13 protein-coding genes are annotated in these 11,862 nt (G+C 65.9%); 12 read left to right on the top strand and 1 reads right to left on the bottom strand.

The genetic code is table 11. From position 1 onward, the window contains the following. Genes AC1RUR_RS07550 through AC1RUR_RS07495 form a run of 12 tightly spaced genes read left to right on the top strand, consistent with a single transcriptional unit; the run spans position 1 to position 10,807 of the window. A complete protein-coding gene (locus AC1RUR_RS07550) occupies positions 1 to 438 on the top strand; it encodes an SRPBCC family protein (RefSeq protein WP_106952325.1) in 438 nt (145 codons plus the stop codon). Between the two features lie 2 nt (positions 439 to 440). Continuing rightward, a complete protein-coding gene (locus AC1RUR_RS07545) occupies positions 441 to 884 on the top strand; it encodes an SRPBCC family protein (RefSeq protein WP_492842478.1) in 444 nt (147 codons plus the stop codon). Positions 885 to 886: 2 nt separating this feature from the next. Beyond that, positions 887 to 1,705, top strand: a complete 819-nt coding sequence (locus AC1RUR_RS07540) for an FAD binding domain-containing protein (protein WP_492842477.1) — start codon at positions 887 to 889, stop codon at positions 1,703 to 1,705. Between the two features lie 6 nt (positions 1,706 to 1,711). Then, entirely contained in the window at positions 1,712 to 2,188 is a 477-nt protein-coding gene (locus AC1RUR_RS07535; protein ID WP_492842476.1) for a (2Fe-2S)-binding protein, read from the top strand. An 11-nt stretch (positions 2,189 to 2,199) separates the two neighbouring features. After that, complete coding sequence (locus tag AC1RUR_RS07530; RefSeq protein ID WP_492842475.1) at positions 2,200 to 3,795, top strand: xanthine dehydrogenase family protein molybdopterin-binding subunit; 1,596 nt, start codon at positions 2,200 to 2,202, stop codon at positions 3,793 to 3,795. Beyond that, a complete protein-coding gene (locus tag AC1RUR_RS07525) occupies positions 3,796 to 4,818 on the top strand; it encodes a xanthine dehydrogenase family protein molybdopterin-binding subunit (protein WP_011086158.1) in 1,023 nt (340 codons plus the stop codon). A 10-nt stretch (positions 4,819 to 4,828) separates the two neighbouring features. Further along, complete coding sequence (locus AC1RUR_RS07520) at positions 4,829 to 5,710, top strand: AAA family ATPase (RefSeq protein WP_492842474.1); 882 nt, start codon at positions 4,829 to 4,831, stop codon at positions 5,708 to 5,710. Then, the gene (locus tag AC1RUR_RS07515; RefSeq protein ID WP_492842473.1) at positions 5,707 to 6,825 is read left to right on the top strand and encodes a vWA domain-containing protein; all 1,119 of its coding nucleotides are present in this window, start codon (positions 5,707 to 5,709) and stop codon (positions 6,823 to 6,825) included. The genes AC1RUR_RS07520 and AC1RUR_RS07515 overlap by 4 nt, the downstream gene beginning before the upstream one ends. After that, positions 6,822 to 7,706, top strand: a complete 885-nt coding sequence (locus AC1RUR_RS07510) for an amidohydrolase family protein (protein WP_492842472.1) — start codon at positions 6,822 to 6,824, stop codon at positions 7,704 to 7,706. Before AC1RUR_RS07515 ends, AC1RUR_RS07510 begins: the two co-directional genes overlap by 4 nt. A 31-nt stretch (positions 7,707 to 7,737) precedes the next feature. Next, positions 7,738 to 8,586: an N-acyl homoserine lactonase family protein gene (locus AC1RUR_RS07505; RefSeq protein ID WP_492842471.1), complete on the top strand. Its 849-nt coding sequence runs from the start codon at positions 7,738 to 7,740 to the stop codon at positions 8,584 to 8,586. 16 nt (positions 8,587 to 8,602) lie between these two features. Beyond that, entirely contained in the window at positions 8,603 to 10,177 is a 1,575-nt protein-coding gene (locus tag AC1RUR_RS07500) for an isochorismatase family protein (protein WP_492842470.1), read from the top strand. 3 nt (positions 10,178 to 10,180) lie between these two features. Continuing rightward, positions 10,181 to 10,807, top strand: a complete 627-nt coding sequence (locus AC1RUR_RS07495) for an FMN-dependent NADH-azoreductase (protein ID WP_492842469.1) — start codon at positions 10,181 to 10,183, stop codon at positions 10,805 to 10,807. Positions 10,808 to 10,913: 106 nt separating this feature from the next. On the opposite strand, the gene AC1RUR_RS07490 is transcribed toward AC1RUR_RS07495, so the two are convergent. Further along, a complete protein-coding gene (locus AC1RUR_RS07490; RefSeq protein ID WP_492842468.1) occupies positions 10,914 to 11,834 on the bottom strand; it encodes a LysR substrate-binding domain-containing protein in 921 nt (306 codons plus the stop codon). Positions 11,835 to 11,862: the final 28 nt, after the last annotated feature.

The raw sequence follows: 11,862 nt of genomic DNA, 5'->3' as shown, positions 1-11,862 counted from the left end.
ATGGCCCGCGTCTACGTTTCCACCGTCGTCAATGCCCGCAACGACCGCGTCTGGGCGCGGGTGCGCGACTTCAACGGCCTGCCGAACTGGCACCCTGCAATCGCCGAGAGCCGGATCGAGGGCGGCGAGCCCTCGGACAAGATCGGATGTGTGAGAGATTTCCGCCTGCGCAACGGCGACCGCATCCGCGAGAAGCTGCTCGGCCTCTCCGACTACGACATGTTCTGCACCTATTCGATTCTGGAATCGCCAATGGGCGTGGAGAACTACGTCGCCACCCTGCGGCTCACGCCCGTCACCGACGGAGACCAGACGTTCATGGAATGGACCGCCGAGTTCGACTGCGCCCCCGAGCGGGAAGCGGAGCTCGTCGGCAATATCGGTGGCGGCGTGTTCCAGGGCGGCTTTGACGCGCTGAAACGTGTGTTCGGAGGCTGACCGTGCCGCATATCGTCAAGAGCACGATCCTGGATGCAGCGACCGACACGGTCTGGACCGTGCTGCGCGATTTCAACGGACATGACCGCTGGCACCCGGCGGTTGCGACCTCCACGATCGAGCGCGCACAATCCTCCGACAAGATCGGCTGTGTCAGGCGCTTCAAGCTGAAGGATGGCTCCGAGTTGCGGGAGCAGCTCCTGGCGCTGTCCGATCTGGAACAGTCCTTCAGCTACTGCCTGCTCGATACGCCCGTGCCGATGTTCAATTACGTAGCCCATGTCCGGCTGCTGCCGGTCACCGACGGCGACCGCACCTTCTGGCACTGGGAGTCCCGCTTCGGCACCAGGCCGGAAGACAAGGACCGCATCACCCACATGGTCGCCGAAGACATCTATCAGGCCGGATTCGAGGCGATCCGCCGGCACCTGAAGGAGGCCGCATAATCATGGCCGTGACAGTGAAGACTTTCACCAGCGCCAGCGAGGCGGCCGGGGCGCTGTCCTCGGACCGCAGCGCGCGCTATCTCGGCGGCGGCACGCTGGTGATGCGCGCGCTGAACGAGGGCGATGTTGCGATCTCGACCGTCGTTCGCGCCCAGGACCAGGCGTTGACCCGGATCGAGGCATCCGGCCCGCGCGTGACGCTGGGCGCGGGCGTGACCTTCGCGCGCGTGCTTGCCGAGCGCGACCTTGGATTCCTGCATGCCCCGGCCCGCTCGATCGGCGGCCCCGCCGTGCGCAACATGGGAACTGTGGGCGGCAATCTCTTTGCGCCAAACCCTTACGGTGATTTCACCGTCGCGCTGCTGGCGCTCGATGCCACCGTCGCCGTGCAAGGCGGCTTCGGCGCGCGCGACATCCCGATCGAGGAGTTTTTGCAGGCACGCGACCGGCAGGCCGGGACATTGGTGCTGTCGGTCTCCTGCACCCGGCCGGCCAGCAATGAGGCCTTCCACTATCGCAAGATCGCGCGCATCAAGCCGAAGGGCGGCTCGGTCATCACCCTTGCCGCGCATTTGCCGGTCAGCGGCGGCCGGATCGCGGGCGCCCGCATCGCGCTGGGATCGATGGCGCCGACGCAGATCCGCGCGCGCGCAGCCGAGCGCGCGCTCGAGGGCCGCTCGCTGGATGCCGCGACCATCGCGGCTGCCGCATCCGCTGCGACCGAGGGAACATCGCCCTCCGACAACGCGCTCGGCAGCGCATGGTATCGCCGCGAGATCGTCGGCGTGCATCTGCGCCGTCTGCTGTCGGGACAGGAATAGAGCCCCATGTCCAAAATCCCCCTGCAATTTCGTCACAATGGCCGCGACGTCGCGATCTTCGTCGATGGTGGCACCAACCTCCTGGTCGCGTTGCGCGAACTGATCGGCGACATGACGCCCAAATTCGGTTGCGGCCAGGGCGGCTGCGGCACCTGCAGCGTGCTGATCGACGGCGAGCTTCACCTCTCCTGCCTGACGCTGGCGGAAACCGTGGCCGGCCGCGCGATCGAGACGCTCGACGGCATGAAGCAGGGCCCGAACCTGCATCCGCTCCAGCGCGCCTTTGCCGACCATTTTGCCGCCCAGTGCGGCTATTGCACGCCGGGCATGCTGATGGCCGCAAAGGCGCTGCTCGACCGCAATCCCTCGCCGAGCCGCGACGAGGTGATCGAGGCGATCTCGGGAAATATCTGCCGCTGCACCGGATACGAGCCCATCATCGACGCCATCCTCGCTGCTTCCGGCGGCCGAGCGAGTGCCTGAGGATCTCCATCATGCTGGAACTGCGCAAGGACATCTTCGCCGACGAGCGCGACGATAATCTGAAGGAGATCGGCAAGGGCACCCAGCGCCAGGACATGCTCGGCCATGTCACGGGCACGTCGAGCTACTTCAACGACCACAAGCTGCAGGGCATGCTGCATCTGAAGGTGGTCCGTTCGACCGAGACCCACGCCCGGATTCGCCGCATCGACACCACCGAGGCCGAACGCTCGGCCGGCGTGCGCCGGATCATTCGCGGCACTGACGTGCCTGTTAATCTCAACACGCTGCTGAGCCTGATCAATTTCGGCAAGGACGACGAGCCGTCGCTGGCGGTTGACAAGGTCCGCTACAAGGGCGAGCCGATCGTCGCCATCGTCGCCGACAGCGAGCGCGAGGCTTTCGAGGCGATCGCCAAGGTCAAGATCGACTACGAGGTGCTGCCGTCGGTGTTCGACGTCGAGGAGGCGCTGAAGCCCGGCGCGCCCGTGGTCAACGAGACCTACCCGAAGAACACTTTTACCTATCACGACGTCTACGACCACCAGCGCCTGCGTTTCGGCGACGCCGATGCGGCGCTCGCGGCCGCGGATCACGTGCTGGAACAGCGCTATCAGATGTCGCCAATCGAGCACGCGCCGACCGAGACCAATGGTGCGATCGCCGCCCCCGACACCAACGGCCGCTACGTCGTCTACACCTCGACGCAGGCGCTGTTCTTCTCGGTCGACACCTGCGCCAAGATCCTGGACGTGCCGTCCAACACCTTCCACTTCATCGGGGGCACCGTCGGCGGCGGCTTCGGCGGCAAGGTGGACACGCTGACCGAACCGCTCGCCATCCTCGGCGCGATGCTGACCGGGCGGCCCGTGCGCTACGTGTTCGGCCGCGAGGAGGAGATGCAATATGGCCCGCCGCGGGGCGCCGAGCGCATCTACATCAAGGATGGCGTGATGCGCGACGGCCGCATCGTCGCGCGCAAGATCCGCGCCTATTTCGACAGCGGCGCCTATACGCGGCTGTCCAGCTACGCCGCCGTGAAATGCGCCGCGCACCTGCCCGGTCCCTACACCATCCCGAACGTCTATGGCGACGTCTACTGCGTCTTCACCAACCGGACGCCTGCCACCGCGATGCGCGGCTTCGGCGTCACGGCGATGGATTTTGCGATCGAATGCCAGATGGACAAGCTGGCAAACCTCGTCGGCATGGACCCGATGGAGTTCCGAATCCTGAACGCCTATCGCGACGGCGACATGAAGGCGCACCGGCGCGAAGCCAAGAACACCGCGCTGATCGAATGCGTCCAGGTCGCGGCCGAAAAAGCCAAATGGCCGCTCCGCGAGGAGTTCAAGCGGGCGTCCTCGCGCAAGGACGGCGGCGGTAGCCGCGCCGTCATCCCGCCGACCCCGACGGATTCTTCGCGCGCGAGGCCGACCGCGCCGGTCCAGCAGCGCACCAGCTATGACCGGCTTCCGCCGACCGTCAGCCGCGAACCGCCGCGCGAGCCGCCACCACCTTCTCCGCCACCGCCCTCACCGCGGCCCGCAGCGCCCTCACATGGCGCCACCCGCTTCTCCTCCGTCTTCGGCACCAGGAGGCGCTAGATGACCCGGCATCGTGGACGCGGCATGGCGTCGATCAACTATCCCATCGGCATGAATCTCGGCGGCGACCCGAGCCAGGCCCTGGTTCACTCCAATCCGAGCGGCAAGTTCACGGTGGCCTTGTCGTCGATCGACCTCGGTCAGGGCATGAAATCGGTGACACGGCAGATCTGCGCCGAGACGCTGGGCGTGCCCGTCGAGGACGTCTATGTCGACACGGCGGATTCCGATACCGGCCCGCACTGCATGGGCTCGTTCGCCTCGCGCGGCACCCACCGCGTCGGCAACGCCGTGATGGCGGCCGCCCGCGAGGCACGCGGCGTGATGATGGAGGCCGCCGCCGAGGAGCTGGAGGTCAACGCCGCCGATCTCGAGACCGACGGGCGCGGCAACATCCACGTCAAGGGCGCGCCGCACCGGTCGATCTCGACCAAGGACGTCGCGATCGCCGCGCAGTTCAAGCAAGGCAAGACCATCTCGGGTCGCGGCATCTTCCTCGTCCCTCTCTCCAATGTCGATCCGGAGACCGGAGAGATGTCGCCGGCGACCTGCTACGCCCATGCCTGTCTGGTCGCCGAGGTCGAGGTGGACGACGAGACCGGCGAGGTCGCCATGGTGCGCATGGACTCCGCCTATGAGCTTGGCCGCGCGCTCAACCCGCGCCTGGTCGAGCAGCAATTGGTCGGTGGCGCGTGGATGGGTGTCAGCCACGCGCTCTACGAGACGCCCGAGCCTTACTATCCCGACCCCGTTCACGGCCCCCGCGACTTCGTCGAATATCTGATGCCCGGCCCCGGCGACATCTGCCCGCACGACATCGCCGTGCTGGAGCGCCCGGCGCCTGACGGTCCGTTCGGCGCCAAGGGTCCCGGCGAGATGTGCGCCAATCCGGTGCTGCCGGCCGTCGCCAATGCGATCTTCAACGCGGTCGGCGTCCGCATCGACGATCTGCCGATCACACCGGAAAAAGTGCTGCGCGCCATCAAGTCCCAGGGCGGCGCGCGACCGCAGGCGCGGCGCTAGAGGTTTTGCAATGGCGGTCCGCAGCAACATCGTCGGCATCGACAGCCCCGAAGCGCTGGAGAAGGCGCTGCGCGCGGCCTATTACCTCGCCGACGAGGGGCTCGCGACCGCCGCCTATCTCGGCCTCGCCCTCGGCAAGCCCCTGCTGCTCGAGGGCGCGCCGGGTGTCGGCAAGACCGAAGCGGCAAAGGCCATCGCCGCCGTGCTCGGCCGCCGCCTCATCCGTCTGCAATGCTACGAAGGCATCGACGCCTCCGCCGCGCTCTACGAGTGGAACTACCCGCGCCAGATGCTCGCGATCCGCCAGGCCGGCGACGAGAGCATCGACATCTATGGCGAGACGTTCCTGATCGAACGGCCGATGCTCGCCACGCTGCGCGCGCCCGACTCGACCGTGCTGCTGATCGACGAAATCGACCGTGCCGATCAGGAGTTCGAAGCCTTCCTGCTGGAATTCCTCTCCGACTTCCAGATCTCCATCCCCGAGCGTGGCACGGTGCGCGCCGCCGAGCGCCCCGTCGTCGTGCTCACCTCAAACCGGACGCGCGACCTGCACGAGGCGCTGCGCCGCCGCTGCGTCTACCACTGGATCGACTATCCCACCGAAGAGCGCGAGGCCCGCATCGTGATGCTGCGCGCCTCCAGCGTTGCGGAAGCGACCGCACGCGCCGTCGTCGCAGCCGTCGGCAAGCTCAGGCGCGAGCCGCTGAGCAAGGCGCCTGGCATTGCCGAGGCCGTCGACTGGGCTGAGGCCGCAACCCTTCTCAACAAGGGCGGCGCGCGCTGGCCTGATGCCTTCAAGCGCTCGATCGGCGTGGCATTGAAAGATGAGGAAGACCTGCACTTCATCTCGCCCCGGCTCGACGCGTTGCTCGCGGAGGTCACTGCATGAACATCGAGCCGCAGCTTCCACGGGCCGCCCGCGTATTCGTCTCCTTCGTCGCCCTGCTGCGCGTCAACGGCTTTGCCGTCGCCCCGGAGCAGACCACCGCGTTCCTCTCCGCGATCGCGCTGCTCGGCCCGCGTGACCTCAAGGATGTCAGGCAGGCGGCGCTGGCCACCCTCGCCCCGCCGCCGGAGCGACGCGCGACCTTCGACCGGCTGTTCGATCTGCACTTCAGCGGCAGCGAAGCCATCGCGCATGCCGACGACGGCGAGGACGACGAGACCGTCCGGCTGCAGGAGGAAGGCCGCGGCGACGAGGAGCCGCTGCTCTCCGATGACGCCAACGAGTCCGGCCTGACCGCGACGCGCACCGAGGCGCTGGTCGAGCGCCGCTTCGCCCAGCTCTCCAGCGCCGACGCGCTGCGCCATCTGGCGCGAGAGGCGCCCAAGCGCCTGCCCCGGCGACGTGGCCATCGCCGCATGCGCGCCCGCCGCGGACCGTTTGCCGACCTCCGCCGGACCTTGCGCGACAGCGTCCGCAGCGACGGCGAGATTCTTCGGCTCGGCCACCTGAAGCGCAGGCAGCGCCCGCGAAAAGTCCTGCTGCTGATCGACGTCTCAGGCTCGATGAAGAGCCGCACCGAGGAGAACATGAAGCTCGCGCATGCGCTGGTGCAGGCCGCGCCCAATGTCGAGGTCTTCACCTTCGGCACGCGCCTCACGCGCGTCACCCGCGCGCTGCGGCTGAAACGCCGCGAGCAGGCGCTGAACGCGGCCGCACACCTCGTCAGCGACTGGGACGGCGGCACCCGCATCGGCGATGCCTTGCAACCCTTCCTCGCCGTGCCGCGCTTTGGCGGCTATGCGCGCGGGGCGGCCGTCATCGTGATCTCGGACGGGCTGGAGCGCGGCGCAGTCGATGCGCTGCGCGACGCGGTGGCAAAGCTGTCGCGCCGGGCCTGGCGCGTGAGCTGGCTGACGCCGCTCGCGACAGGACCGGGTTTCCGTCCGCAGACCGAGGCGCTGGTTGCGATCGAACGTTTTGTCGACGATCTCGTCAACGGCGGATCGAGCGCGTCGATCGTCGCACATGTACTGGCACTGGGAAGGAGAGTTGCGTGACCGAGATTGTCGACGGGCATCATCACATCTGGCGGCAGGCCGACCTGCCCTGGCTGACCGGCCCCATGCAGCCGCGCATCTTCGGACCCTACGAGCCGATCCGGCGCGACTATCCGATCCAGGAATATCTCGACGACCTCAAGGGCACCGGCGTCACCCGCTCGGTCTACGTCCAGACCAACTGGGCCAATGACCGTTTCGAGGACGAGGCGGCCTGGGTGCAGCAGACGGCCGACGAGCACGGCTGGCCACATGCCATCGTAGCCTACGCCAATTTCGCCGTCGACGACGTTCGCCCGCAGCTCGACCGGCTGAAGCGTTACCCGCTCGTGCGCGGCGTGCGGATGCAACTGCACTGGCACGAGAACCCGCTCTATCGTTTTGCCACCCGGCCTGATCTCTGTCTCGACCCCTTGATCCGCCGCAACATTGGACACCTCGCCGACTACGGCTGGAGTTTTGACCTCCAGGTGTTCACGCCACAAATGCCGGGCGCCGCCGACCTTGCCGAGGCCTGCCCCAAGGTAACATTCATCCTCCAGCACGCCGGGATGCTGGAGGATCTTTCGCCGACAGGCCGCGCGGCCTGGCGCGCGGGAATGGCACGCCTCGCCGCATGTCCGAACATGGCGTCGAAGCTGTCCGGGCTCGGCACGTTCATTCACCGCAACGATCCCGCGCATATCGCGGCAATATTGACCGATACGGTCGCGATCTTCGGCGCCGAGCGCTGCCTGTTCGGCTCCAATTTCCCGATCGAGAAATTGTGGACCAGCTATCGTGAGCTCGTCGATGCGTTTCGCGCGGCCGCCGCTCCGCTGAGCACCGAGCAACAGGACGCGATTTTCAGGACCACCGCAGCGCGCGTCTATCGGCTTTGACGGACAAGAAACGAGACAGGGAGAGATACGGATGGCGCTGGAGATCAAGATCCTGGATTATGGCGATATCGAACTGGAATCGAGCTTTCTGGTTCTCGGCCGCGACTGCGGCCGCACCCGCCGCGTCCTCACGCTCGGCTTTCTGATCCTCGGCGGCAAATATCCGGTCGTGGTCGACACCGGCTATCGCTCCAACCAGATCATGGAAACGCTGGGCATGCGCGGGCTGCAGTACCACGAGCACATGATCGAGAACCAGCTTGCCCGCCATGGCGTGCGCATGGGCGACGTACGCTTCGTCTGCCACACCCATCTGCACATCGATCATGCCGGCAAGGACGATCTGTTCCCGATGAACACGACGGTCGTGGTCAACCGCAAGGAGCTCGAATATTCCGTCTCCGGTCTGATGCATCCGCAATATCCGGCGCCCGACATCAAGCATCTGATCGACCGCCTGCACACCAAGAGCGCGTTGCGCTTCCTCGACCTCGAGGTAACCGGCCCGATCGAGCTGATGCCCGGCGTCTATTGCGACGCTGCCAACGCCCACACCGAAGGCTCCATGAACATCATCGTCGAGACCGCCGATGGGATCGCCACCATCTGCGGCGACGTGATCTATGATTTCAACGACCAGATCGTCACGCCCTTCAACGAGATTCACGACTGGGAGCCGCGGACGACCGGCAATCACGGCACCAGCAAGCGGGCCGAAAAGGCCTCGATCAAGAAGCTGCTGAGCAATTCGCGCTATCTGCTGCCGGTGCACGACAGGCCGGCCAAGATCGAGGGTGGCACGGTGGTCGGACGCCTGCACGACCAGGTCCCCGGCCCAATCGTTCAGTCGCTGCCCCAGCGCAACTGGTTCCCGGCCTGACGCCAAGGATCGACCGATGACGCATGTCACCTTGCGAAGTGAATTCGAGACCTTGATCGATCCCTATGCGCCGGTCGCGCAGGTCGGAACGGGCTTTGACTTCACGGAAGGCCCGATCTGGCATCCGGTCGATCACTACCTCCTGTTCTCGGACATGCCCGGCGACGTTCGGCGGCGCTGGGATGCGCGGCGGGGCGTGACCGAGGTCAAGCGTCCCTCGAACAAATGCAACGGCATGACCTATGACGCGGAGCTCAATCTGATCGTCTGCGAACACGCCACCTCGTCGCTGATCCGCGAACGACCGGACGGGCGACGCGAAGTGCTGGCCTCGCACTTCCAGGGACAAGAGCTCAACAGCCCCAACGACGTCTGCGTGCACTCCTCCGGCGCGATCTATTTCAGCGATCCCTGGTATGGCCGCATGCCCGTCTACGGCGTCGAGCGGCCGCGCCAGCTCGGCTTCCAGGGCGTCTATCGCCTCGTGCCTGGCGGCGAGCCGAAACTCGTGGTGGAGCGCAATTTGTTCGATCAGCCGAACGGGCTGTGCTTCTCGCCGGACGAAAGACTGCTCTATGTCAACGACACCGTGCAGGCGCTGATCCGCGTGTTCGACGTCAACAGTGACGGCACGCTGTCGAATACGCGGGTGTTCGCAAGCGGAATCAAGTCCGAGCTCGAGCCCGGCCTGCCCGACGGCATGAAGTGCGACCAGCACGGCAACGTCTGGGTCACGGCACCCGGCGGCATCTGGGTCTATTCGACGCGCGGCGAGCTGCTCGGAAAGGTCCGCGTGCCCGAGCTCGTCGCCAATCTCGCCTGGGGCGGGCCGGATTTCCGCACGCTCTATCTGACTTCCACCCGCTCGGTGTACGCGATTCCGACCAAGGTCGGCCCGCGCCACGAGCCCTATATGAGCGGCCGGCGCGGCAGTGGCAGCACAAGCCCGGGCGCCCCGCCTTCCGCGCCCATCCTCACCGAAGGCGAGATGCAGCTCGATCCGCAGCGCTGCGCCATGATCATCCAGGACCTCCAGAACGACGTCATCATGGATGGCGGCGCATTCGCCGAGTCGGGCGCGCCTGCTCACGCCAAGCAGCAGCACGTCGTCGAGAACGTCCGGCGTCTTGCCGAGGCCGCGCGGGCACGCGGCGTCGCCATCATCCATGTCTGGTTCGTCGTCGAGCCCGGCGCACCCGGTGTCACCCTGAACGCGCCGCTGTTCGAGGGCCTCGTCGACAGCAAGGCGATGGTGCGGGGCAGCTGGGGGGCGGCGCCCGTCTCCGGGCTAGAGCCACGGCCCGGCGATTTCGTCGTCGAGAAGATGCGGATGAGTGCCTGGGAAGGCACGCGGCTGGAGACGATCCTGAAAGCCACCGGCCGCGACATGATCATCAACACCGGCGCCTGGACCAACATGTCGGTCGAGCACACCGCGCGCACCGGCGCCGACAAGGGCTATTTCATGATCGTGCCCGAGGATTGCTGCTCGACCATGAACGCGGACTGGCACAATGCCTCGGTCAATTTTGCCATGCAGAACGTCGCCATCGTCACGCGAGCGGATGCCGTCATCAGAGCGCTGGGATGAGCGGTGGCAAAGCTCCTGCACCTGTCCTGTTCGCCCCGCGCCGATTCTGAGTCGAGCGCCGGCGCGCGCGTCTTCCTTGACGGATTTCGCCAGGCGCGACCCGACTGGGACATCGATGTCATGGATCTCTGGCGGGACCGGATGCCGGAGTTTGCGGGGCCGATTGTCGAGGCCAAATATGCGCGGATGACGGCCCAGGCCTTCAACGACGCTCAGCGCGACAGCTTTGCCGAGGCCGAACGGATGGCCCTGCGCTTTTCACTGGCCGATCGCGTGCTGATCTCGACGCCAATGTGGAATTTCAGCATCCCCTACAAGCTGAAGCAGTGGTTTGACATCGTCATTCAGCCCGGTCTGACGTTCCGCTTCGACCCAGCGCACGGCTATCTTCCGCTGCTGAAGGACCGGCCAACCATCGTCATCCTCGCCTCGGGCAGCGACTTTGCCACCGGCATGAACCGCGGCCGCATCGACATGGCGACGCCCTATTTGCGCGAGGCACTCCGCTTCATCGGCGTCAGCAACGTGCATTTCGTGCCGATCGGGCCGACCACCGGCCCGGCCGACCCGATCCTTGCCGCGCGCGAGACAGCGTATCGGCGACTTGGGGAGATGGCCGCACGCTTTTAATGGATGCCTGCCCGCCAGCAACGTTCAGCGTGCTCGAAGCGCCCGTCTCCGCCGGACTATGGATCAACCCATCCAGGTCACACCCGCCTCCGGCGAACGCCCGCCTTCAATCGAATTGAACCGGATCAGGCCCGGGATAAGCAAGTGAGACGAACTCGCAAAAAGCGCGGGCTGCTGGGGAAAGCCGGCCCTTGCTTTTCCAAGCAAGGCCCACATCCATGGTGTGAACATCGTCATCCAGCGTCTTGAGATCGATCCGATGTCCTTCAAGCGACCATGGCCGGTAAACCATGTCGGACAGGACCGTGATGCCCATGCCGGTGGCTACCATGCTTCGCACCGCTTCCACGGACAGGGTCCGGAAGATGACATTGGGAACGTGAGGTGTCCGCTGCCAGTAACGCATAGCGGAGCGTTCCGCCTCGTCGACGGTCAGCATCAAATAAGGTTCGCTGGCCAGATCGGCCAACTTGACGCTGTCCTTGTGCAACAACGGATGGTTTGCGCAGGTCCACAGGCGGCGGGGCGAGCGCAAAAGAAGGCGAGAACGGATGGAACGCCGGTCGTGCAGGTTCGAGACGAGCATGATGGCGGCATCGACGCTGCCTTTCACGAGACTCTGCTCGATCGCGTCGCGCTGGAATTCGTGCAGCCGCACCGTGATACCGGGAAAGGATCGCCAGAACCGCGATAGCAGCGGCGGCAGGAAATAACCCGCAACGGTGTAGCTGACGGCGACATCCACCGTGCCGTCGACTTGGGTCCCCCAGCGATGCGGCCCCCGCATCGCGTCCGACACGCTCGCCTCGATGGCGCGGGCGCGCTGCAGGAATTCCTGGCCATCGAAGGTGAGGGTCACACCGTTCGAATGCCGGTCGAACAGTTTGCGGCCAAGATCGGCTTCGAGCGCCTTGATCGACGCGGTGACGGCGGATTGCGTCACGTTCAGCGCAGCAGCTGCCGCCGAGACCCGTCCGGACTCGGCGGTCGCGATGAAGTGGCGGACCTGACGGAAAGTCAGCGTCATCAATTTTTCCGATATCAGCGACCATTAT

This window comes from Bradyrhizobium sp. GW821-FHT12B03 (assembly GCF_058807535.1).
Note: the sequence above shows the minus strand (reverse complement) of the source record. Positions and strands in the feature narration are given on the sequence as shown.

Coding starts and splice junctions, on each gene's coding strand:
- AC1RUR_RS07490 (WP_492842468.1), bottom strand. CDS start 11,834: ATGACGCTGACTTTCCGTCAGGTCCGCCACTTCATCGCGACCGCCGAG.
- AC1RUR_RS07525 (WP_011086158.1), top strand. CDS start 3,796: ATGACCCGGCATCGTGGACGCGGCATGGCGTCGATCAACTATCCCATC.
- AC1RUR_RS07535 (WP_492842476.1), top strand. CDS start 1,712: ATGTCCAAAATCCCCCTGCAATTTCGTCACAATGGCCGCGACGTCGCG.
- AC1RUR_RS07520 (WP_492842474.1), top strand. CDS start 4,829: ATGGCGGTCCGCAGCAACATCGTCGGCATCGACAGCCCCGAAGCGCTG.
- AC1RUR_RS07515 (WP_492842473.1), top strand. CDS start 5,707: ATGAACATCGAGCCGCAGCTTCCACGGGCCGCCCGCGTATTCGTCTCC.
- AC1RUR_RS07550 (WP_106952325.1), top strand. CDS start 1: ATGGCCCGCGTCTACGTTTCCACCGTCGTCAATGCCCGCAACGACCGC.
- AC1RUR_RS07500 (WP_492842470.1), top strand. CDS start 8,603: ATGACGCATGTCACCTTGCGAAGTGAATTCGAGACCTTGATCGATCCC.
- AC1RUR_RS07540 (WP_492842477.1), top strand. CDS start 887: ATGGCCGTGACAGTGAAGACTTTCACCAGCGCCAGCGAGGCGGCCGGG.
- AC1RUR_RS07505 (WP_492842471.1), top strand. CDS start 7,738: ATGGCGCTGGAGATCAAGATCCTGGATTATGGCGATATCGAACTGGAA.
- AC1RUR_RS07530 (WP_492842475.1), top strand. CDS start 2,200: ATGCTGGAACTGCGCAAGGACATCTTCGCCGACGAGCGCGACGATAAT.